Genomic DNA, 22,431 nt, shown 5'->3' with positions numbered 1-22,431 from the left:
TGACGATCTCCTGTTACAGGGTTCGGCGGCTCTTGACCAAGAGCCAGATGAAGAAGGGGGCCCCCAGCAGGGCGGTGATGATGCCGACGGGCAGCTCGGCCGGTGCGAGCAGGGTGCGTGCCAGCATGTCGGCCCCCAGCAGCAGGCCAGCCCCCAGTAGGGCAGACAGCGGGAGCAGGCGGACATGGTTGGGACCGGCCAGCAGCCGTACCAGATGGGGAACCACCAGGCCGACAAAGCCGATCATGCCCGCCACGGCCACCGCCACGCCGACACCGGCAGCGGTGAGCAGGATGAGGCGACGCTTCAGCGTCTGCACGTTCACCCCCAGATGCCGTGCCTCTCCCTCTCCCAGCAGCAGGGCGTTGAGGGGATTGGCATCGCGCATGAACAGCAGCAGCAAAGCGGCCAGGGTCAGCAGCGCCAGCGTCACATCGACCGGCTTGCCTGCCGCCAGGGAGCCCATCTGCCACAGACTCAAGTTGCGCAGCATCTGATCGTCGGCGAGATAGGTGAGCAGTCCAATGACGGCGCCGGAGAGCGCCGTGATGGCCACCCCGGCCAGCAGCATCACGGTGACCGAGGTGCCCCCTTCTCGGGTACCCAGCAGATAGACGAGGGTGGTGGTGAGGGCTCCGCCGAGAAAGGCGAGCAGGGGCAGCAACCCCAGGCCGAGCAGGCTCTGCAGGTGCGAGCCCAACGGGGCGAGCAGCACGATGGCCAGGGCCGCGCCGAGTGCCGCCCCCCCCGACACCCCTATGATGCCGGGGTCTGCCAGGGGGTTGCGAAACAGTCCCTGCATCACGGCGCCGCAGAGGCCGAGAATGCCCCCCACGGCGATGCAGAGCAGGGTTCGTGGCAGACGGATCTCCTGCACGATCAATAATTTGTGAGCCTCAATCCCGCTCTGTGGTCCGGCAAACAGGGCGCGCAGGCTCTCGCCAAGGGAGAGGGACATGGGGCCGGTCGCGAGGGACCCGACCAGCAGCAACGCCAGCGCGCAGCCGGTCAGGGCGAGCAGCCAGGGCAGTGGCAGGCGCATCAGGAAACCTGCTTGATCCACTGGGCGATCTGGTTCGCCTGTTGCAAGGAACGAAGGCTGAGGCCCCCTTGCAGGGCATGTCCGTCGATGGCGTGGATGGCCTTGTTCTTGCCTGCCGGGGTGACTGACAGGGCGGGCACCTGGCTCAGGACGGCGTCGGGATCCTGATACTGTTGCCAGTCGCGGCCGCTCACCAGCACCAGATCAGGTTGCAGCTCGATGAGGGATTCGGTGGAAACGGGCTTGTAGTCGTGGAGCCCAGCCACCGGATTGACGCCGCCCGCCAGGGTGACGAGGGCGCTGGCGGTGGTGTTGCCACCGGCGATGCTGGTGGGCTGACCCTTGTGCAGCAGCAGGAAGGCGACCTTGAGGGGCTTGTTCTGCTTCGCCTGCGCCGCCAGGGTGTCGCTTTGGGCGGCAATTTCCTCCTTGAGCTTGCTCCCTGCCGCCTGGTCACCCAGGAGATGGGCCAGGGTATCGATACGCTCGTTGAGGTTGGCTAGCGTAGGGGCTGTGGCCATGACCTCGACCTTGACGTTGGCACGGCGCAACTGATCAAGCGTGCTGTTCGGGCCCATCTCGTCGCTGCCGACCACCAGGGTCGGAGAGAGGCTCAGGATCCCTTCGGCGGCGAGGGCGCGGTGATAGCCGACCTTGGGCACGCCTCTGGGCTCCGGACTGCTGACATCGGTGGCGACCAGGCTCTGCTCGCCTCCCAGTGCCAGGATGAGTTCCGTGGTGGCCGGGCCTATGCTGACGATACGCTCCACCGCCATGACGGATGGGGAAGAGAGGGAAAGGGCACAGCCGAGCAGGCTGAATGCGAGGGCAAAACGACGGCCCATGCGAACCTCCGAAGGGTGAATGAAATAGGGTTGCCGCCGAGAATATCAAGTCGTCCATCAAAATGCACTGAGAATGAAAGCGATTATCAATTGCGTTACTTGGGGCGCTTTATTACAGTATCCGCCGCGACACCGAGCACCATCGCCAGATCATCCAGGGAGAACCGATGAGCATTGCACAACGCATTCACGCGCTGCTGGAGCAAGACCCCAGCGCCCACCCGTCCACCCTCGCCACCGAGCTGGCCGTCAGCGAGTGGGAGGTGGTCCGCCATCTGCCTGCCGCCCTGATGACGCAAGTGCCGGCCGGGGAGGCCGAAGCCCTGCTGGCGGACCTGGCCAGCTGGGGTCAGGTGACCACCATCGTCGAATCCGATGGCTCCATCTTCGAAGTGAAGGCTCCCTTCCCCAAGGGCAAGAACGCGCGCGGCTACTACAACCTGATGGGGCGGGACGGGGAGCTGCACGGCCACCTCAAGCTCGACAACGTGGCGGGCATCGCCCTGGTCAGCAAGCTCTTCATGGGCAAGGAGGGGCACTCCTTCCAGTTCTTCGGCCACAGTGGCCGCTGCATTTTCAAGATCTACCTGGGCCGGGACGAGCAGCGTCAACTGCTGCCTGAGCAGGTGGAGCGTTTCATGGCCCTGCGCCGTCAGTATCAAGAGGAAGTGAAAGCATGAGTGAACGTCAGGAGCGCCTGCAAAACCGCCTGCAACCGGAGATCCGCGAGTTCCGCGACGGTTGCCGTACCCTGCAGCTCGCCACTGTGGATGGCGAAGGCAACCCCAATGCCAGTTATGCCCCCTTCGTGCTGCAGGAAGATGGATACTATGTGCTCATCTCCGAGATAGCTCGCCACGCCCGCAACCTGCAACAGGTGCCCAAGGTATCGCTGATGCTGATCGAGGACGAAACCGGGGCACGCGAGCTGTTTGCCCGCAAGCGTCTGACCTTCGATGCGGTCGCCGAGGTGGTGGCGCGCGACGACGCACGCTGGGAGAAGGCCGTTGCGGCGCTGGAAGGGCGCTTCGGCGAGATAGTCAAAGGGCTCTCCAACCTCAAGGACTTCGTGCTGTTTAGGCTCAAGCCCGAGCAGGGGCTGTTCGTCAAAGGATTCGGTCAGGCGTTCCGTGTCTCCGGCGACGAGCTGGTGGACTTCGTTCACCTGGTGGAAGGGCACAAACGCATCGACAATGGCGCCGAGCTGACCAGCCCGGCGGATGAACCCGTTTGAGGGGACAATCAGCGAGATGAGAAACGGGCAGCCTGGGCTGCCCGTTTTGTTGTTATGTCCCGGGTTACTCCTGCCAGCCTGCCAGGTTGGGGAAGGCATCGCGATCGGCCTGGCTGGCGCTTTCGTTGCATTCCCCGCGGATCTTCCAGGAGGTCTGGCTGAGGACGATATAGCCGCTTCGGCAATACTTGCGCGTGGCCAGCATCTGGGTGAGCTGCTCGTCCTGCAGGGCTTCCCGGCGTTCCAGCAGGCTCTTGTCGCGGCGGCTCAGCCGGTTGTCATCTCCCTCCTGCAACCGGGTTGGCAGGACGTCGAGAGGGGCGGCCTCAAAGGTGAAGCGCTTGCTCCCGTCGTCGCTGATATGGGTGTGGAACAGGGGGGCCGGGCCATCGGGTGCTGCCCCCGGCAATCCGGAGCAGGCGGTGAGCGCCGGTAACAGCAGCGTGAGGGCAACGGCAGAGAGTAGACGCACACAAGACTCCAATCGGGTGTTCACATCAGGACGGGCAGCTTAACATGCCCGCTCGGGTTGAATGGTGGCCAGCAGCTCATCCGTCGTGAGCAGGGTCACGCTTCTGCCTTGAGGCAGGCTCAGATGCCGCCACATGAAGTGGTGGTGCTGGATGATCTGCTCCGCACTCAGGTGCGGCCTGTCCGCCGTGGTATGGGCGTCGGTCACCGCAAAGGCGTCAAAGCCCCTGGCGGCGGCGCTGCGCAACGTGGTATCGACGCAAAAGTCGGTGGCACAGCCGCAGATGAGCAGTCTGTCTACCGACTGCTCTGCCAGCAGGAAGCCGAGCTCGGTATCGAGGAAGCTGTCACAGGCGGTCTTGCGCACCCGGCTGTCGTGGGGAGATGGGGCCAGATCGGCGTGCAGTTGCCAGCCCGCACTGCCAGGTTCCAGATCGGAACCCGGTTCGTCGTGTTGCACATAGATGACCCGTCCGTGTTGGCCCCGCACGCGATCGGCCAGACGATTGATGTTGGCGATGACCTGGGCATCCTGATGGCGGGGGTTATCGAACAACCCCTGTTGCATGTCGATGACGAGTAACACATCCATATGAAATCCTTGGGCTATTTTGAGGGTTGCAACCATTGGCTGCAGTCACGGCTTCGGGATTGATGCAGTGCGCCCATATCTTGCTTCATTTCCTTTGCATTTAGCCAGCGTTCCGGCAGGGGAGCGATGTGGACCCTGACATCTGCGTCTCTCCCGGGGGCTGTCTCGTCACCGGTTTGCGGCACGATGAGCGCCACCTTGAGTGCCGGATTGCGGCTGGCGATGCGACTGGCGATCCCGAGTCCCCCCTCCACGTGGAAGTTGCCTGCGATATGCATGATGCGCCTGCCGGGATGCTTGCCCAGATAATCCACCATGCTTTCGGCCATGGTGTCGTCCCAGCTGGTCTGGGCGGCGAAGCGACGGGCATTGCCGTCCGCATCCCCATGGTGCATGGAGGCCATGAACTTCTGGCGGTAGCCGTCATCCCCCAGAGTCAGCTCGCGGGCAAGCTGGCTGCGGCGATTGGCCGGCAGTTTGTCTAGCCAGGCCGGTCCCTCCTGACCGACGCAGCTCACCAGGGGTTTGGGGGCATTGGCGGCGATCACTGGCAGGTGCTGCGCCTTGGCGAATTCCACCAGAGGGCGGTAATCACTCTGGTAGTTGGGCCAGGCATGGCCATCTCGAATGAGGGCCGATTCGCCGATGCGTCCGGCCAGGTAGGCATCCAGCACCGGCTGATCGGCGCGGCTGAACTGCTCCATGGAGAGCACCAGGGCCCGGCCATCGGCTTGCGACATCTCGTCAAGCCCCGCCAGCAGACGTGCCTGCAACAGATGGATGGCCGGGTGAGTGTGAAGCTCCCCCACCAGCACGATGTCGGCATCCGCCACTCGCGCCATCGCCTGCTCGAAGGTCAGCGCCTGCCCCTGGGCCGTATCGAGCCGTGCGTCATAGAGGGTCTCGGGTGGGGTGTTCTGCGGCGTGGTGGTGCAGGCGGCCAGCAGCAGGGGCAGGGCGAGCAGGGGGAGTCGTCGGATCATGGTTACTCACTCAAGAAACAGGGGATGGGAAAAGGCTGCACCATGGGATGGCGGCATGGCGAGCGAAAAAGTGGCGCCAGTGTAAGGGGGAATGACGATAAAGTGAAATGAGAATGATTTACTTTATTATTGATCTTTGTCTCTGGCGGGGTAATATGCCTTCCTCTTGATAATAATTCTCAATAAGGACTTTGCAGTGGCGCACAACACCCCCCCCTCCCTGATAGCCCTCGCCGTGGCGGCCGGGCTGATCTCCCCCGCTTTCGCCGCAGACAAGAAAGCCGATGAAGTCATGGTCGTCAGCGGCTCACGGATGGAACAGAAGCTGGAAGATGTTTCCGGTCCCATCGCCGTCATTACCTCGGAGCAGATTGAAGAGCAGGTCGTCAGCAACGTCGCCGATCTGTTCCGCTATGAGCCCGGGGTGAGCGTGCAGGGAGGTGCAGGAGATGCCCAGACCTTCACCATTCGCGGCATGAGCGAAAACCGGGTCAAGGTGGTGCAGGACGGTGTGCGCCAGAACGATGCCTACAAGAATGGCGGCGTGGGTCAGACCTACTTCGACACCGACATGATCAAGCAGGTGGAAGTGGCCAAAGGGCCGGCCTCCGCCGCTTACGGTTCCGATGCCCTGGGAGGCGTCATTGCCATCACCACCAAGGATGCAGGCGACTTCCTCAAGGGCCGCGACAGCTATCTGGATGCGACCACGGGTTATGCCTCCAGCAGTCACCAGAGAATGGCCGGCATCACGGGGGCGCTGCGCACCGGGGAAGTCGAGAACCTGCTGCGCTACACCTGGCGCGATGGCGGTGTCACCCAGAATTATGACGGCGACAAGAACGAGTTCGACATCGTCAGCCAGGCCGTGCTGTTCAAGAGCAAGTGGAATCTCTCCGATGAGCAGTTCCTGAAACTGACGGTGGATTACTTCACCGAGGGGCAGGATCCGGATGCCATCGATCTGACCAAGGCGGGCTCCGTCTTCAACCAGCCCATTACCGACAAGGAGACCGACAACCTCTCCCTGGTACTGGATCATGGCCTCGCCCTGAACGCCCCCTGGGCGGATCGCGTGGACAGCAAGATCTACTACAGCCGCGCCAAGCAGACCCTGGATCAGTACGCTTCGTCCAAGTATCCGGTCATGCCGGGCAACCCCTATGTGACCAAGAACTCCCTGGATCACAACGGTTTCGAGCAGGAGAGCCTGGGCGCCCAGGTGAAGTTCAACAAGGCGCTCGCCAGCCAGCGTCTGGCCTGGGGCCTGGAATACGAGCACACCGACAACGAGCGCACCCGCTTCAAGGGGCCGACCGTTCCGGGTGACTTCGTCGGCTACAACGAGCTGAGCTTCCCCTCCACCACCAGCGAGCGCAGTGCGCTCTGGGCCTTTGACGAGATCAAGTTCGGCGAGCGTTGGGTGCTGACCCCGGGCGTGCGTTACGACTACTACAAGATGACCCCGGACGAGGATCCCGCCTACACGGGCGAGAACATGAAGAAGATCTCCGAAGGGGAGTTCTCTCCCAAGCTGGGGCTGGTGTTCAAGGCGCACGAGGCAGCGAACCTGTTCGCCCAGTACAGCCACGGCTTCAAGGCGCCCATGTATGACAACGCCTTCTCCACCCTGAACCACCAGGCGTATGGCTATCGCATCGAGCCCAACCCGAACCTCAAGCCAGAGAGCAGCGACGGCATCGATCTGGGGGTGCGCGGCAGCCGTGGCGGGTTCAGCTATGAAGTGGCCACCTTCTACAACAAGTTCGACGACTTCATCGAGCTGACGGCCGTGGGCACCGAAGGCCGTACCGCCCTCTATCAGTACCAGAACCTGGACAAGGCGACCACCAAGGGGGCCGAGGCGAAGGCGGACTACTGGTTGAACGAGCTGGTCAACGTCTGGGGCAACCTGGCCTACATCGAGGGCAAGGATGGCGAGGGCAACTACATCAACAGCCTGAGCCCCCTGAACGGCAGTGTCGGTGTGCGTCTGGAGCAGCCGAACTGGAACATCAACACCGCATTGCGCTTTGCCGACGACATGGACAAGGTGGGCAAGGATGCGCGAGGCAACGACAACATCAAGAGCGCAGGCTGGGGCGTGGTGGATCTCTATGCCCAGTTCAAGCCGGTGCAGGACCTGCAGCTCAACGTGGGGGTGTTCAACCTGTTTGACAAGGAGTACGTGAGCTACGAGAGCATCACCGGCCTTGCCGCCACCGCAGATACCAGCAAGCAGACCGAGCCTGGCCGCAACCTCAGTGCACGGGTCAAGTACGTGTTCTGATGGTCGTGGACCAGCATGCAGGAAAAGGGGCCCTCGGGCCCCTTTTGTCATGAAGGTCGGCGTCTGCAAAAAAGAAACCCGCCAGGGGCGGGTGGAAGGATTGCAACACTCATCAGGAAGCGGTGTTACCCAATAGACAGGGGGATGTGACAAAGGTTCAACTTTATTGATATTTATGGTTTTTATCTGTCATGCCGCCTGGGGATCCCCGTCCCGAAATCGGTTATCATTTGTGCCCCTTGTCCCGCTGCCGAGCCCCTATGCCCGCGTTCTCCTGGTTAGCCCTGTTTTTTGGCGCCTTCTACTTCGTTTATGGCGCCTACCTGCCGTTCTGGTCGCTCTGGCTGGAAGGCATCGGGGTGAGTACTGAACAGATAGGGCTGTTGCTGGGGGTGGGCATGGCCATCCGCTTTGCCGGCAACCTGATGGTGATGGGGCGAGTCAAGGGGGCCGGCCAGTTGCTGCCCGTCACCCGGCTGCTCTGTCTGCTGAGTCTGCTGGCCTTCCTCGGTTTCTATCTGGGCCACAGCCTCTGGTGGCTGGTGGTGCTGACCCTGGCGGCCAACTTCATCTACCCGACCCTGATGCCCATGGGAGAGGCGCTTGCCACCCGCATGGTGGTTCAGACTCACCTCGACTACGGCAAGGTGCGGCTGTGTGGCTCCTTTGCCTTTATCGTCGCCTCCACCCTGGTGGGGGCCCTGGTGGGCAACTTTGGCAGCGACTGGGTGCTGCACACCATGGTGGCCGGGCTGCTGATCATGCTGGGGCTCAGCCTGCTGCCGCTGCGACCCGCCCCCCGGGAGCTGCAAGGGGAGCGGGCCAAGGCCTCGTTGCTCGTCACGCTCAGGTCGGCACCGGTGCGCCGCTTCCTGCTCATCACCGCCCTGCTGCAGGGGAGCCATGCGGCCTACTACGGTTTCAGCGCCATCTACTGGAAGAGCGCCGGCTACAGCGGCACCCTGATCGGGTATCTCTGGGCTCTGGGAGTGGTGGCGGAGATCGCCATGTTCGCCGCGGACAAGCGCTTCCTCCAGCGCTTCGGCGCCCAGACCCTGTTTCTGGTGGGGGCCCTTGGCTGCGTGGTGCGCTGGGTGCTGCTCGGCAGTTCTACCGACCTGGCGGTGCTGGTGCTCGGCCAGCTGCTGCATGGGGTCACCTTCTGCGTCAGTCACCTCGGCGCCATCCGCTTCATGACCCGCCAGTTGCCCGCGGAGCAGCAGATCCCCACCCAGGCGCTCTATGCGGCGCTCGGCCTCGGCATGACGGTGGCGGCCCTGATGGCGATCTGCGGCGTGCTGTTCGAGCCGCTGGGAGGCGGCATCTTCTTTATCATGGTGCTGGTAGTGCTGCCGGTCTTCGTGTTGCGGCTGCGTGAAGAGAGCCCAGAACAGGGCCGATGACACAGGTCTGCCGGTCTCTGGCGCGGCAGGCCTCCGACTTATCTGGAAAAGGGAAGTAGAGAGATGCACCAAGGATGGCTGCTGATCGGGTTGTCGCTCGCCTATCTGGGCTTGCTGTTCCTCATCGCCTATGTGGCGGACAAGAACAAGCGCCGTCGCCCCAAGGGGCAGCCTCTGCTCTACAGCCTGTCGCTGGCGGTCTATTGCACCTCCTGGACCTTCTTCGGCACCGTGGGCCAAGCCAGCGAATCCCCCTGGTCGCCGGTGCCCATCTACCTGGGCCCCATGCTGGTGTTCCTGTTTGGCTGGCGCCTGCTGGCCCGCCTCATCCTGGTGGCCAAGCGCGAGCACATCACCTCCATCGCCGATTTCATTGCCGCCCGTTATGGCAAGTCCCAGCGCCTGGCCATGGTGATCAGCCTCATCGCCGTCATGGGGATACTTCCCTACCTGGTGCTGCAGCTCAAGGCGATCGTCACCGGGCTCGATCTGCTGATGGCCAACAGCACGGGGGTCAGCCCCACCAGCAACATGGCGGAGCTGGCGCTGGGGGTCACCCTGCTGCTGGCCCTGTTCAGCATTCTGTTCGGCACCCGCAACCTGGATGCCACCGAGCACCACAGGGGCATGGTGGTGGCCATCGCCTTCGAGTCCGTGGTCAAGCTGCTCGCCTTCATGGCGGTGGGGGGCTTTGCGCTCTGGCTCATCATCGCCAGACCGAGCGAGGCGCGTACCCTGGTGGCGGGCGACTTCCTCGATGCGGTGGTGGCGGTGACGCCGGGCAGTCTGCTGGAGCTCGCGATCTACACCCTGATCGCCATGTGTGCCGTCATCTGCCTGCCGCGCCAGTTTCACGTGACCGTGGTGGAGAACAACCAGGGGCAGGATCTGCACTGGGCCCGCTGGATCTTCCCCCTCTATCTCTTCCTGATGGGGCTCTTCATCTGGCCGCTGGCGCTGGCAGGCAAGCAGTGGGTCGGGGCAGACATGGCCTCGGACACCTATGTGATAAGCCTCCCCATGTCCCTCGGATTCGACGGCATGGCGATGCTGGCATTTCTCGGCGGTACCTCGGCGGCCACCGGCATGGTGATCGTCTGCACCATCGCCCTGGCCATCATGGTGAGCAACGATCTGGTGTTGCCGGTCCTGCTGCGCCGGGTCTGGCAACAGGGGCGGGACGAGCGCCTGATGCGGTTGCTGCTGCAGGTGCGTCGGGGCGCCATCTTGCTGATTTTGCTGGCGGCCTGGGCGCTCTATCTCTGGCTCGGGGATCTCACCAGTCTGTCGCGCATCGGTTATCTTTCGTTCGGGGCCGTGGCCCAGTTCGCACCGGCCCTGCTGCTCGGCCTGTACTGGCGTCATGGCAATCGCAAGGGGGTCTATCTCGGGCTCGCCCTCGGGGTCAGCCTCTGGTTCGTGACCCTGCTGGCGGAGAGCGGACTGCTGGCTGGCTCCCCTCTCGAAGCCCTGCTGGCGCCCCCAGACTGGCCGGCGGTGCGGGATCTGAGCCTGGGGGCCTGGTGCCTCTTCCTGAGTCTTCTGCTCAACCTGGTCGGCTATGTGGCGGGCTCCCTGCTGTCTCGGGCGGCGGTGAGCGAGCGGCTGCAGGCCGCCAACTTCGTCGGCAAGACGAGCCGGGATACCTCGGCGCTCTATCATGCGCGGGTCTCGGTGAAGGAGCTGGAGATGCTGGCAGCCCGCTTCGTCGGTTCCAGCCGCGTCAAGCGGGCCTTCGGCCGCTTCGCCGGCGAGCGGGGAGGCACCCTGGCGCCCCAGATGCAGGCCTCCGCCGAGCTCATCGCTCACACGGAGCGACTGCTGGCCGGGGTGTTTGGTACCTCGTCCGCCCGCCTGGTGCTGGCCTCCGCCCTGCAGGGACGCAACATGCAGCTCGAGGAGATCGCCACCATAGTGGATGAGGCCTCCGACATGTTCCGCTTCAACCGCGGCCTGTTGCAGGGGGCAATCGAACACATGGGGCAGGGGATCTCCGTGGTGGACAGGGAGCTCAGGCTGGTGGCCTGGAACCGACGCTACATCGAGCTGTTCTCCTATCCCCCCGGTCTCATTCAGGTGGGCCGTTCCATCGAGGAGATCATCCGCTACAACGCCGGACAGGGGCTGTGCGGCCAGGGAGACATCGAGGCCCAGGTGGCGCGGCGGGTTGCCTTCATGAAGCGTGGCAGCCCCCATGTCTCGGCGCGGGAGCGTCCCGATGGCCGGGTCATCGAGATGCAGGGCAACCCCATGCCTGCGGGGGGCTTTGTCATGACCTTCACCGATATCACCCCGTTCAGGGCGGCGGAGCGGGTGCTGCGGGAAGCGAACGAGCACCTGGAGGCGCGGGTGGCCGAGCGCACCCACGAGCTCTCCGAACTCAACCGCCAACTGCTGCTGGTAAACCAGCAGGTGGAGCGGGCCAACCAGTCCAAGAGCCGGTTCCTTGCGGCGGTGAGCCACGACCTGACCCAGCCGCTGAACGCGGCCAAGCTCTTTACCTCCTCCTTGCTGGAGATGCTGCCCCCGGAGGACGAACCGGCCCGCATCGCTCGCCACATCGACGACGCCCTGGGGGCGACCGAGGATCTCATCACGGATCTGCTGGACATCTCGCGCCTCGAGGCGGGCAAGTTCAAGGCGAAGAAGCTCGATTTCGCCCTGAGCGATGTGCTGGACAATCTCAAGGCGGAATTCGGCGTGCTGGCCCAGGCCGGTGGGATCCAGTTCTCCGTGGTGGAGAGCCGCCTTGCGGTCTACAGCGATGTGCGCTTGCTGCGGCGGGTGTTGCAGAACTTCCTCACCAACGCATTTCGCTACAACCCCGGCGGTCGGGTGCTGCTCGGCTGTCGCCGCATGGGGGATAAGGTGCGCATCGAGGTGTGGGACAACGGCCCCGGCATCCCGGAGGGCAAGCAGGAGGCGATCTTCGACGAGTTTTCCCGCCTCGATCACTCCCGCACCGCCAGGGAGCAGGGGCTTGGCCTCGGGCTCGCCATCGCCCGCGGCATCTCGCTGGTGCTGGGTCATCAGCTCTCCCTGCGCAGCTGGCCCGGAGCGGGGTCCGTCTTTGCCATCACCCTGAACCTCGCGACCCGGCCCGTCATCCCCAGCCAGGTGACGACCCCGGCCCTGCGAGACAGCCAGCTGGAAGGGGTCAGGATCCTCTGCATCGACAACGAGGAGGATATCCTCATCGCCATGGCCTCGCTGCTGGGACGCTGGGGCTGCGAGGTGCGCTGTGCCCAGAGCCTGGAGCAGGCGGAAGAAATCATCGGCGGCGGCTTCCTGCCTGCGCTGGTGCTGTCGGATTATCACCTGGATGACGGCAAGACCGGGTTGCAGGCGCTGCACATGATCAGGCTGGCCCACGGCAACGGTATCGGCGGCATCATCATCAGTGCGGATCGCAAGAGCGAGTTGCAGGCACAGATCCGTGAGCACGGCTTCGGCTACGTGAGCAAACCGGTCAAACCTCTCAAGCTGCGCGCCCTGATGAACAGCCTGCTGATGCCGGTTCAGTGACTGGTCTCACAGAATCGAGCATTGACTGAACATTTTCTGGATGCCATCCAGGCGTCATGATCGACGATGATGGCGCCTCTTTCGTTATTATTTTCAGGTTTTGGTGAAAATTGAGTCCCTTTGGGTGTCACTTTTGGCAGGTGGCACCCGGGCGACTCTCCTCTATAGTCATTCGGCGATTATTTTTGTCGCAAATCAAGTTGTGCAAAAAGGCAAACCGGATGAAAGTCCGGGACGCAAAGCTTCCGGTCTAAGGGTCTGCGTACCTAGGATAGCGGGGCCACCACAGGTTGTATCGTCCATGGGCCAAGCCATGGTTGCGATGTTGTCTGCGTTACCTGGCAGGTTGCGTTGCCTTTTTCGTTGTTAATTCCAATAACGAAATAAGGAAGTTCAAATATGTTAAGTCCAAAACTTTCCCTGCTGGCGCTTCTGGTCGGGGGGCTTTGCACTACCTCCGCCTTCGCCGCTGCCCCGGGCAAACCCACCATTGGCTCCGGCCCCACCAAGTTTGCCATCGTTGAAGTCAATCAGGCCGCTTCGGCCTACAACCAGTTGGTGACCGTCCACAAGGATGGCGCTCCCGTCAGCGTGACCTGGAACCTCTGGTCCGGTGACGTCGGACAGACCGCCAAGGTACTGCTCGACGGCAAGGAGGTGTGGTCAGGCCCGGCCTCCGCCGCGGGTACCGCCAACTTCAAGGTCACCAAGGGGGGGCGTTACCAGATGCAGGTGGCCCTGTGCAATGCCGATGGCTGCACCCTCTCCGACAAGAAGGAGCTGATGGTCGCCGATACCGACGGCAGCCACCTGGCGCCGCTCAATGCGCCCCTCAAGGAGAACAACAAGCCCTACGCCAACAAGTCCGGCAAGGTGGTGGGGGCCTACTACGTGGAGTGGGGTGTCTATGGTCGCAAGTTCACCGTGGACAAGATCCCGGCCCAGAACCTGACCCATATCCTCTACGGCTTCACCCCCATCTGCGGTGGCAACGGCATCAACGACAGCCTCAAAGAGATCTCGGGCAGCTTCGAGGCGTTGCAGCGCTCCTGTGCGGGTCGCGAAGACTTCAAGGTCTCCATCCATGATCCCTGGGCTGCGATCCAGATGTCCCAGGGCAACCTCAGCGCCTGGGATGAGCCCTACAAGGGCAACTTCGGCAACCTGATGGCTCTCAAACAGGCCCACCCGGACCTTAAGATCCTGCCGTCTGTCGGCGGATGGACCCTCTCAGATCCCTTCTATTTCCTGGGTGACAAGACCAAGCGCGATACCTTCGTCGCCTCGGTCAAAGAGTTCCTGCAGACCTGGAAATTCTTCGACGGCGTGGACATCGACTGGGAGTTCCCGGGCGGACAGGGGGCCAACCCCAGCCTGGGCGGCCCGAATGACGGTGCCACCTATGTGGTGCTGATGAAGGAGTTGCGAGCCATGCTCGATGAACTGGAAGCCGAGACCGGCCGCCAGTATGAGCTGACCTCGGCCATCAGCGCCGGCGGTGACAAGATTGCCAAGGTGGATTATCAGGCGGCCCAGCAGTACATGGACCACATCTTCCTGATGAGCTACGACTTCAGCGGCGCCTTCGACCTGACGAATCTGGCCCACCAGACCAACCTCTTTGCCTCCAGCTGGGATCCGGCCACCAAGTACACCACCGACAAGGGCGTCAAGGCGCTGCTGGGTCAGGGGGTGACACCGGGCAAGATTGTGGTGGGGGCGGCCATGTATGGCCGTGGCTGGACCGGAGTGAAGAACTACCAGGCCGGCAACCCCTTCACCGGCACCGCCACCGGACCGGTGAGCGGTACCTGGGAAAATGGCGTAGTGGATTACCGCGACATCGTCAACAACCGCATGGGCGCAGGCTGGGAGCAGGGCTATGACGAGTCGGCCGAGGCCCCCTATGTCTTCAAGGCCAGCAGTGGCGACCTCATTACCTTCGACAACGACCGCTCGGTCAAGGCCAAGGGGCAGTACGTGCTGGCGAACCAGCTCGGCGGTCTGTTCGCCTGGGAAATTGATGCGGACAACGGCGACATCCTCAACGCCATGCACGAGGGGCTGGGCCACGGCGAGGGTACGCTGCCGCAGGCCAACAAGCCGCCGGTTGCCAATGCCGGCAGCGATCTGAGTGCCACCGGCCCGGCCGAGGTGACCCTCAACGGCAGCGCCTCCCACGATCCGGAAAACGGGGCGCTGACCTACAGTTGGAAACAGGTCTCCGGACCCCAGGCCAGCCTGCTGGATGTTACCCAGGCCAAGGCCCGTGTGGTACTGGATGCCGTCAGCAGCGACATCAATCTGGTGTTCGAGCTGACCGTGACGGACGATCAGGGGCTCTCGGCCAAGGATCAGGTGGTGGTCACCAACAAGGCGCCGCAGCCGAACCTGCCCCCCGTGGTCAGCGTACCGGCCAGTGCGACCGTCGAGGCCGGCAAGCAGGTGAGCATCAAGGCCACCGCCTCCGACCCCAATGGTGATGCCCTGAGCTATCAGTGGACAGTGCCGGCCGGGCTCAGCGCCACCGGTCTGGACAGCGCGACCCTGGTGGTAACGGGCTCGAACGTGACCAGTGACACGGCCTACGATCTGACCCTGGTGGTCACCGACGGGGCGCTGGATGCCACAGCCGTTACCCGCCTGACCGTCAAGCCGGCCAGTACAGGTGGTGGCTGCGAGGCCAGCGATCCGGATGCGGCCAACCACCCGGCCTGGAGTGCAGGTACCGTCTACAACACCAATGACAAGGTGAGCCACAAGCAACTGGTGTGGCAGGCCAAGTATTGGACCCAGGGCAACGAGCCGAGCCGCACCGCCGATCAGTGGAAACTGGTGAGCCAGGTGCAACTGGGTTGGGATGCCGGAGTGGTCTACAACGGCGGTGATGTCACCAGCCACAACGGCCGCAAGTGGAAGGCCCAGTACTGGACCAAGGGCGATGAGCCCGGCAAGGCCGCCGTCTGGGTCGATCAGGGCGCGGCGAGCTGCAACTGATCTGCCGTGATGAAAAATGGGGCCGAGGGCCCCATTTTTTGTCTTACTGCGTGGTCGGGTGTCTCTTCCCTGTCAGGGGAAAGGCGCACTCGCTTTGTCAAAAAGGCCCGTCAGGGCCTTTTTTCATGGTATGTCACCGGTTCACAGCGGTTTTTGCCACAGGCTGAGCAGCAGATCCTGCTCGAGGGCGTCGGGCCCCTGGTGGGTGAAGGCGTGGCGCTGCTCGCCGCTGGCACGCCAGCCGAGGCGACTGGTCTCCAGAATGTGCTCGCGCAGGCCCTGATCCAGCGCCGTACTGAACTGGGCGCGTTGCTGGGCAACACTGACGAGCCCGGTGAAGGCGGGCCAGCTCAGGGGATGTTCCATGCTCACCGGATTGAGGCTGACGCGCAATTGCCACTGATGGCGAGGGCCTGGCTGCACGTGGAGCAGATAGCCGCCCGGCGCCAGCCAGCTGACCAGGAGTTCCGTCTTGACCTTGAGGTCGTTGACCAGCAGCACCTGGGCCGTGCCAGGCAGCAGCGGGGCGCGCGCCGGGTCGGCGATGACGAACTGGCCTTCCGGTTGCGCCTTGTTGGCGGCGAAGATGGCATTCTTGGCCAGATCGAAACCGCCGACCTGCCAGCCGGGCAGCCGCTCAACCAGGGCGCGGCAGTAGTACCCCTCGCCACAGCCGAGGTGGACAAGCTCGCGCTCGCCAAGAGGAGCGAGCAGGTTCGCCATGGCGTCCACCAGAGGCAGCTGGTGGCCTTGTTCCAGGAAGCGGCGCTTGGCGCGCAGCAGGGCCCGGCTGTCGCTGTCCTTGGGGTTCTTCTTGCCGGGGATGAGGTCCAGATAGCCTTCCGGTGCGGGATCGAAGTGGTGCTTGTTGTCGCAATAGACCCCGTGGGAGGCGGCATGAAGGTGCAGGGGGCTGCGGCAAAGGGGGCATTGAAGGTGCATAGGAGTTCTCTTGGCGAAGGCCATGACGGCGGGGCGTTCGGGATTATAGGGGAGAGGATCGGAAAAGGCTGCCATGGGCAGCCTTTTTATCCAACGGCGCTGTGCGGGCGCCGTCGGCGGAACCCGGTCAGCGGGTACCAAACACCACTATGGTCTTGCCGTGGGCGGAGATGAGCTCCTGCTCTTCCAGCATCTTGAGGATGCGGCCGACGGTTTCACGGGAGCAGCCGACAATCTGGCCGATCTCCTGGCGGGTGATCTTGATCTGCATGCCATCCGGGTGGGTCATGGCATCCGGCTGTTTGGCCAGGTTGAGCAGGGTCTGGGCAATGCGGCCGGTCACGTCCAGGAAGGCGAGGTTGCCGACCTTCTGGCTGGTGTGCTGCAGGCGCTTGGCCATTTGACCAGATAGACGCATCAGGATGTCCGGGTTGACCTGGATCAGCTGGCGGAACTTCTTGTAGGAGATCTCGGCGACTTCGCAGGCGCCTTTGGCACGTACCCAGGCGGAACGCTCCGGATTCTCGTTCTCTTCGAACATCCCCATCTCGCCCAGGAAATCCCCCTGATTCAGGTAGGAAAGGATCATCTCCTTGCCTTCGTCATCCTTGATCAGGACGGCGACGGTGCCCTTGACGATGTAGTAGAGGGTTTCCGCTTTTTCACCGGCGTGGATCAGGGTGCTCTTGGCGGGATACTTATGAATGTGGCAATGCGACAAGAACCACTCAAGGGTGGGATCGCTTTGCGGTTTGCCAATGATCATGAGACTTCCTCTGTAGTGTCATTTTTATGGACTGTGCGTCCAGGCAAGTTGCCAAGCTTGCCATTCCTTACTCTTTGGTCGCAGTAGAATAAGAGCCTTTGCCTGTGCTGACAAGGCTTTGGGGTTTTGCCGTCCACCGGTGAGCCGCCATCTGCTGCGTCGTCCGGGGCATTCTAGGCAAGAAGAGGAGGTCGGATGTTGATTTCGATCTATTTCCCTTTGGGTCGTTGTCCGTTTCGCAGGAGAGACTGCTGTCGCCACAAACGGGGCTTTATCGCCGGAAACGGGCAAGATCCTGGCGCATGTGCCACTCGACCCCGGCTTGAGGTATGCTATGGGCGTTAGAACCGTAGTCATTGAGAGGAAAGTGAGAGATGAAAGCCAAGGTCAGCTGGGTGGAAGGCATGAAGTTTGTGGGAGAGAGCGAGTCCGGTCATCAGGTGACCCTGGATGGCGCCAACCCGGGTGAAGGTGCCAGCCCGATGGAGATGATCCTGCTGGCTGTCGGCGGTTGCAGCTCCATCGATGTGGTCTCCATCCTGGAGAAGGCCCGTCAGTCCGTGACCGCCTGCCATGTCGAACTGGAAGGGACCCGCGCCGATACCGTTCCCCGGGTATTTGAGCAGATCCACCTCAAGTTCGTGGTGACCGGCAAGGGGCTGGCGGAGAAGCAGGTCGCCCGTGCGGTGGATCTGTCCATGGAAAAATATTGTTCAGTTTCCCTGATGTTGGAAAAAGCGGTAGAAATTACCCATAGTTATCAAATTCTTGAGGGTTGACCGCTAAAGTTTGTCCCGTCGATAACGCCATGACATAAGGAAAGTGCGATGAAAAAAATGATGATGTTGCTTCCCCTGTTCGGTCTGGCCGCCTGCAGCATGCCGCAGCCGACCCAGTATCAATACAGCCAGTATCAGTGCGGGGAAGAGTTGCTGGCCATCACCTATGATGCCCAGGCCGACATGGTGCAGTTCCCTTATGCCGGTGTCTATCACAAGCTGGGGCGCATCGAGTCGCCCAAAGAGACTGCCAGCTATTCCGACGGGGTGACTACCTTCTCCCGTCAGGACAAGCAGGCCACCCTGGTCAAGAGCGGTGTGACCCAGCTGACCTGCGAGTTGAAGTGACCCTGATGCCGTCACGGCGTGCATGGAAAACGGCCTGCGTGAAGCAGGCCGTTTTTGTTGAAAGAGACATCAGTCTGACGGTAGCGAGCCCAGCAACTGGGCGGCCAGTTGCTGGCTAAGCTGGCCACGGGCTTCCTCTGCGACAGGCACGTCGCTGGCGAGCTGGATGGCGCTGCTCCACACCGCTTTCTGGCTATGCCCGTCGAGCAGCACGACGGCCAGGGTCCCCTTGCGGGCATTGGCGGCGGCGTTCAGGCCCGGTGTCATGCCGAGGCGGGAGAAGATCTCACCATCGCTCATGTCCTGGCTGCCAGCTACCCCGATGGCGACCCAGACGTCGGCCTCATCCAGGGGAACGCTGCGCCAGCCTTTGCCGTCCAGTTGCCGGATGACGGCCTGCTGTACCGGTTCGAGCCAGGGCGCGGCGCTGTTGCCCGCATACTGGAATTGTTCGGCCAGCGCATAGCGTGGTGTCGCCCCGTAGGTCCAATGCTCCGCCGGGCGAACCACCATGGTGCCCGTTTCGACCGTGGGTGCGGCGGGGCCGGAGCTGCAACCGCCCAGCAGGGTTGCCAGCGTGAATGAGAGAAGTGCAGCGCGCATCGTTAAGCTCCTTGGCTCAGGTGATCTTGCCCGTTTCGATCAGTTGCTGGATCAGGGGGCGCAGGATCAGTTCCATTGCGAAGCCCATCTTGCCACCCGGCACGACGATGGTGTTCATCCTGGACATGAAGGCGCCGTCTATCATCGACAGCAGGTAGGGGAAGTCCACCTGCTTGATGCCCCGAAACCTGATCACCAGCATACTCTCGTCCAGGCTGGGTATCACCTTGGCGCTGAAAGGGTTGGAAGTATCGACGGTCGGCACCCGCTGGAAGTTGATGTGGGTGCGGGAGAACTGCGGCGTGATGAAGTTGATGTAGTCGTCCATGGAACGCACGATGGAGTCGGTCACCGCCTCGCGGGAGTGGCCGCGTTCCGAGGTGTCGCGAATGAGCTTCTGGATCCACTCCAGGTTGACGATGGGCACCACGCCGATGAGAAAGTCCACGTGCCGCGCCACGTTGTGCTCCCCCGTGACCACGCCGCCATGCAGTCCTTCGTAGAACAGCAGATCCGTCTCGCCGGGCAGATCCTGCCAGGGGGTGAAGGTGCCAGGCATCTGGTTGAAAGGCACCGCCTCGTCGAAGCTGTGCAGATAGCGCCGATACTGGCCGGTGCCGCTCTGGCCATACTCCTGGAAAAAGGACTCCAGCAGACCGAAGTCGTTGGCCTCAGGGCCGAAGTAGCTGATATGCCGCCCCTGCTCCCGGGCCTTGCGGATCGCCACGTCCATCTCGGGCCTGGTGTAGCGGTGAAAACTGTCCCCCTCGACCACGGCCGCCTTGTATCCAAGCTGGTGGAACATGGAGCGGAAGGCGTTGGTGGAGGTGGAAGTACCGGCACCGGACGAACCGGTGACCGCGATGATGGGATGCTTGGCGGACATAGAATTCTCTCTTCCTTGGGAGTTCCGTTATAAGGGGTGGCCCAAAGTGCGGTCAAGTGCGCCGTCATCCTCCCGCTGCCCCCACGCTTCCCGGCAATAGCGGTGAACGAGGGCTGCCCTGTGCTCTGGGGACGCCGGAATAGGTGCTGCTGGGTGGCGAGCTGGCCATGCGGCCTGATGGTGCGAGTTGGATAGGGGGAGGGCGGGGTGAGCCGCCCGATAAGCCGTGACCGCGTTACGCTTGGGGGAAGTCGTCAGTGGGAGACTTGCCTAAATGAGTCTTTGGGACGACATTGACACTTTCGTGCAGCTCGCTGTAGACAAGCACGGCGCTACCTTGTAGCAATTGTTGCCTGACTGCTTCGACCTTGTCGGTCAGGCTGACATCCTGTTCACCGTATTCGGTGCCTTCTTGCAGCACAAAGTGTTCGAGCAGGTTGGTGAGGGTGTCCGGCTCCAGTTCTTGCCAGGGGATAATCATGATTTCATCTTCACGCAGTGGGTTGCGGATATTGTCGGTGTCTGGTCGGCAAGCGCAAGGGATTTGTCTCGTTTCGCACGAGGGGTGCCATGCCATCCATTGACGAACGCCGACCCTCCAGCCAATTCGAACAGCATCTGTTCGATGCCCGCCGCCGTGCCCTGAGTGCCGGTTTGCGCTGGTACTGGGTCATCAATCTCATCGCCCTCGTATTTCTGCTGACCCGCTTCTACATCTATCGGGATGCACACCTGGTACTGGTCGGCAACCTGCCCTGGTCCTACAAATGGCAGCTCTTTGCCATGATAGGTGTTGGCCTACTGCTGCCGCTCGGGTGGGGCTGGCTCTCCCGTCAACCCCATGCCATCTGGCTGGTGTCCCTGTGCGTCTGTGCCCTGGCCTGGGGGCTGGCCTGGGCCATGGTGGGTTACACCATCTCGATCGTCGACTTGAAGGGAGGCTTCAGTTTCATTTTCAACATGGTCAGTCTGTTGCTGCTGACCGGTCTCGTCGCCGCGTATTGCGATGTGCGGCTGTTTTACGCACTGGTGTCGGTCCCCCTGCTGTTCTTGTTGGTGAGAGCCTCCTGGAGTCCTGAGCCCTTTGTTCTGGTCAACACCATAGTGGTCGGGGTCTTGCTAGTGGTGCTGGAGACGGGACGGCGCATGCTCAACGGCTGGTTCGAGCTTGCGGTGTCAAGGGAGCACGACAACCTGATGCTGGCAAACAAGATGAATGCCATGGCCAACCGGGATCCCCTGACCGGCATAGCCAACCGTCGCCACTTCGATCAGGCGTGCAAGCGTGCCATTGCGCAAGGCACCACCCAGGATGTACCGCTCACCGTGATCCTGCTCGATGTGGATTTCTTCAAGCGCTACAACGATCGCTATGGGCATCAGGCGGGGGATGAGTGCCTGATCTTGGTGGCCGAGTGCCTGGAGGAGAGTGTGCGGGAGCCCGGCGATCTGGTGGCGCGCTACGGGGGAGAGGAGTTCGTGGTGTTGCTGCAGGAGACGACGCTGGCCGGTGGCCAGGAGGTGGCGGAGCGCATTCGCGCCACTCTGGCGGCCAGGGCTCTGGCCCATGAGGATTCCGACGTAGCCCCCCACCTCACCCTGAGCCAGGGGATAGCCCAGTGGCGAGCCGGGGAGAGCCTCGTCATGCTGCTCGAGCGGGTCGATGGCGCCCTCTATCAGGCCAAGGAAGAGGGGCGCAACGGTTACCGGTTCGCGCCCTGAGTCTGTTCCCGCAACCACTGGCTGATGCGCTCATCCAGCCAGAAGCGGGGGCGCCAGGGAGAGCCGTGCAGGAAGCCCACGTGGCCGCCCTGGCGGCTCAGCTCGTAGCGCACCAGAGGGGAGAGCTGCTCCGCCGCCGGAATGACGGCATCGGTCATGAAGGGATCGTCGGCGGCGTGAATGACGAGGGTCGGGATGGGAATGCGGGCCAGCAGGCCCAGGCCGGAGCAGGTCTGGTAGTAGTGATCGGCGCTCTCGAAACCATGGAGCGGTGCCGTCACCAGCTCGTCGAACTCCCTCAGTGTGGCGATGCGGGTGATCTGGGCCGGCTGCCAGCGCGCCCGTGCCGCGCTCTGGCGCCGGATCTTGCTTTGCAGGTTGGTTCGCATGGTCCGCAGCAGGTAGTTCTGATAGACCCGTGAGAAGCCCTGATTGACCCGATCGGCACAGCTTGCCAGTTGCAGCGGGGCCGACACTACCACCGCCGCCTTCAATGGTGCCGGGCAGGCCCGCGCCAGCAGATTGACCAGCATGTTGCCCCCCAGGGAATAGCCGATGGCGACCAGGGGGCGGCCAGGAAAACGCCGCTCTAGCTCGGCAATCACCGCTTGGGCATCCTCGATGGCGCCTGAGTGATAGGCCTGCAGCAGCCGGTTCGGCTCGCCACTGCACCCCCGAAAGTGCATCAGCACCGCCTCGTTCCCTTGCCGCTGCAGGTGGGCAAAGAGCCCCTTGGCATAGTGGGAGTGAATGCTCCCCTCCAGTCCGTGGAACACCACCACCAGGGGTTGTTCATCCTGGCCGGGTTCGCCGCTCCAGGCCAGATCGACGAAATCGCCGTCCGGAAGTTCGAAGCGCTCCTGGATGAAGCGGGCAGGCGAGCGGCGCAGCCACTTGGGCAAAATGGTTTGCAGATGGGGGTTGCGGGCCCACCAGGGGGCGTGAAAGTGGCTTTCTGTCAACATGCAACGACTCGGAAGAGCAGGGAGGAAAAGGGGGCGGC

The 22,431-nt window shown here is 62.7% G+C and carries 20 protein-coding genes and 1 riboswitch; of the genes, 9 read left to right on the top strand and 11 right to left on the bottom strand.

The features are described 5' to 3' along the window. Positions 1–13: 13 nt before the first annotated feature. Both AB5Y89_RS17925 and AB5Y89_RS17920 read right to left on the bottom strand, forming a co-directional pair. Positions 14–1,045, bottom strand: a complete 1,032-nt coding sequence (locus AB5Y89_RS17925; RefSeq protein ID WP_039040072.1) for an iron ABC transporter permease — start codon at positions 1,043–1,045, stop codon at positions 14–16. Next, positions 1,042–1,887 (bottom strand): hemin ABC transporter substrate-binding protein, encoded by an 846-nt coding sequence (locus AB5Y89_RS17920; protein WP_368224234.1) that lies wholly within the window; start codon positions 1,885–1,887, stop codon positions 1,042–1,044. Before AB5Y89_RS17920 ends, AB5Y89_RS17925 begins: the two co-directional genes overlap by 4 nt. 167 nt (positions 1,888–2,054) lie before the next feature. Here AB5Y89_RS17920 and hutX point away from each other — a divergent pair, with 167 nt between their 5' ends. Both hutX and hutZ read left to right on the top strand, forming a co-directional pair. After that, positions 2,055–2,567, top strand: coding sequence for a heme utilization cystosolic carrier protein HutX (gene hutX, locus AB5Y89_RS17915; protein WP_041214612.1), 513 nt, complete (start codon positions 2,055–2,057; stop codon positions 2,565–2,567). Then, positions 2,564–3,121 carry a heme utilization protein HutZ gene (gene hutZ / locus AB5Y89_RS17910; RefSeq protein ID WP_010673228.1) on the top strand — a complete coding sequence of 186 codons (558 nt, stop codon included), beginning with the start codon at positions 2,564–2,566 and terminating at the stop codon, positions 3,119–3,121. Before hutX ends, hutZ begins: the two co-directional genes overlap by 4 nt. Positions 3,122–3,185: 64 nt before the next feature. Here hutZ and AB5Y89_RS17905 read toward each other — a convergent pair whose 3' ends face one another. From AB5Y89_RS17905 to AB5Y89_RS17895, 3 genes are read right to left on the bottom strand one after another with little or no spacing between them, the layout of a single operon-like run. Beyond that, positions 3,186–3,593, bottom strand: a complete 408-nt coding sequence (locus tag AB5Y89_RS17905; protein WP_143238000.1) for a hypothetical protein — start codon at positions 3,591–3,593, stop codon at positions 3,186–3,188. Between the two features lie 39 nt (positions 3,594–3,632). Next, complete coding sequence (locus tag AB5Y89_RS17900; protein WP_368224233.1) at positions 3,633–4,184, bottom strand: cysteine hydrolase family protein; 552 nt, start codon at positions 4,182–4,184, stop codon at positions 3,633–3,635. A 14-nt stretch (positions 4,185–4,198) separates the two neighbouring features. Continuing rightward, positions 4,199–5,167: a ChaN family lipoprotein gene (locus AB5Y89_RS17895; RefSeq protein WP_368224232.1), complete on the bottom strand. Its 969-nt coding sequence runs from the start codon at positions 5,165–5,167 to the stop codon at positions 4,199–4,201. 196 nt (positions 5,168–5,363) lie between these two features. On the opposite strand from AB5Y89_RS17895, the gene AB5Y89_RS17890 reads away from it, so the two are divergent. From AB5Y89_RS17890 to AB5Y89_RS17875, 4 genes are all read left to right on the top strand, one after another. Beyond that, positions 5,364–7,457 carry a TonB-dependent hemoglobin/transferrin/lactoferrin family receptor gene (locus tag AB5Y89_RS17890; RefSeq protein WP_103244361.1) on the top strand — a complete coding sequence of 698 codons (2,094 nt, stop codon included), beginning with the start codon at positions 5,364–5,366 and terminating at the stop codon, positions 7,455–7,457. 260 nt (positions 7,458–7,717) lie between these two features. After that, positions 7,718–8,860, top strand: coding sequence for a 3-phenylpropionate MFS transporter (locus AB5Y89_RS17885; RefSeq protein ID WP_010673233.1), 1,143 nt, complete (start codon positions 7,718–7,720; stop codon positions 8,858–8,860). Between the two features lie 63 nt (positions 8,861–8,923). Next, a complete protein-coding gene (locus AB5Y89_RS17880) occupies positions 8,924–12,385 on the top strand; it encodes a PAS domain-containing hybrid sensor histidine kinase/response regulator (protein ID WP_201996059.1) in 3,462 nt (1,153 codons plus the stop codon). Between the two features lie 201 nt (positions 12,386–12,586). Continuing rightward, positions 12,587–12,673, top strand: a riboswitch (cyclic di-GMP riboswitch). A gap of 111 nt (positions 12,674–12,784) precedes the next feature. Beyond that, positions 12,785–15,382 carry a glycosyl hydrolase family 18 protein gene (locus tag AB5Y89_RS17875; RefSeq protein WP_368224231.1) on the top strand — a complete coding sequence of 866 codons (2,598 nt, stop codon included), beginning with the start codon at positions 12,785–12,787 and terminating at the stop codon, positions 15,380–15,382. Between the two features lie 141 nt (positions 15,383–15,523). Here the strand turns inward: AB5Y89_RS17875 and AB5Y89_RS17870 are convergent, their stop codons facing one another. Next, complete coding sequence (locus AB5Y89_RS17870) at positions 15,524–16,324, bottom strand: putative RNA methyltransferase (RefSeq protein ID WP_368224230.1); 801 nt, start codon at positions 16,322–16,324, stop codon at positions 15,524–15,526. 127 nt (positions 16,325–16,451) lie between these two features. Beyond that, entirely contained in the window at positions 16,452–17,090 is a 639-nt protein-coding gene (gene crp / locus AB5Y89_RS17865; protein WP_010673237.1) for a cAMP-activated global transcriptional regulator CRP, read from the bottom strand. Positions 17,091–17,464: 374 nt separating this feature from the next. Here crp and AB5Y89_RS17860 point away from each other — a divergent pair, with 374 nt between their 5' ends. Then, positions 17,465–17,869 (top strand): OsmC family protein, encoded by a 405-nt coding sequence (locus AB5Y89_RS17860; RefSeq protein WP_010673238.1) that lies wholly within the window; start codon positions 17,465–17,467, stop codon positions 17,867–17,869. Positions 17,870–17,917: 48 nt separating this feature from the next. Beyond that, entirely contained in the window at positions 17,918–18,217 is a 300-nt protein-coding gene (locus AB5Y89_RS17855; protein ID WP_010673239.1) for a hypothetical protein, read from the top strand. Between the two features lie 69 nt (positions 18,218–18,286). Here the strand turns inward: AB5Y89_RS17855 and AB5Y89_RS17850 are convergent, their stop codons facing one another. The 3 genes from AB5Y89_RS17850 to AB5Y89_RS17840 all read right to left on the bottom strand — a co-directional run bounded on the left by AB5Y89_RS17850 (position 18,287) and on the right by AB5Y89_RS17840 (position 20,187). Then, positions 18,287–18,820, bottom strand: a complete 534-nt coding sequence (locus AB5Y89_RS17850) for a lipoprotein (RefSeq protein WP_043152620.1) — start codon at positions 18,818–18,820, stop codon at positions 18,287–18,289. Positions 18,821–18,836: 16 nt separating this feature from the next. Then, positions 18,837–19,706 (bottom strand): phosphoribulokinase, encoded by an 870-nt coding sequence (locus tag AB5Y89_RS17845; protein WP_010673241.1) that lies wholly within the window; start codon positions 19,704–19,706, stop codon positions 18,837–18,839. A 235-nt stretch (positions 19,707–19,941) separates the two neighbouring features. Next, positions 19,942–20,187: a YheU family protein gene (locus tag AB5Y89_RS17840; RefSeq protein WP_045523730.1), complete on the bottom strand. Its 246-nt coding sequence runs from the start codon at positions 20,185–20,187 to the stop codon at positions 19,942–19,944. 89 nt (positions 20,188–20,276) lie between these two features. On the opposite strand from AB5Y89_RS17840, the gene AB5Y89_RS17835 reads away from it, so the two are divergent. Further along, entirely contained in the window at positions 20,277–21,428 is a 1,152-nt protein-coding gene (locus AB5Y89_RS17835; RefSeq protein ID WP_368224229.1) for a membrane-associated sensor domain-containing protein, read from the top strand. Here AB5Y89_RS17835 and AB5Y89_RS17830 read toward each other — a convergent pair. Then, positions 21,410–22,393, bottom strand: coding sequence for a hydrolase (locus AB5Y89_RS17830; RefSeq protein WP_104451752.1), 984 nt, complete (start codon positions 22,391–22,393; stop codon positions 21,410–21,412). The genes AB5Y89_RS17835 and AB5Y89_RS17830 overlap by 19 nt on opposite strands. Between the last annotated feature and the right edge of the window lie 38 nt (positions 22,394–22,431).

Source organism: Aeromonas sp. s4 (genome assembly GCF_040907855.1).
Taxonomy (GTDB): domain Bacteria; phylum Pseudomonadota; class Gammaproteobacteria; order Enterobacterales; family Aeromonadaceae; genus Aeromonas; species Aeromonas caviae.
Note: the sequence above shows the minus strand (reverse complement) of the source record. Positions and strands in the feature narration are given on the sequence as shown.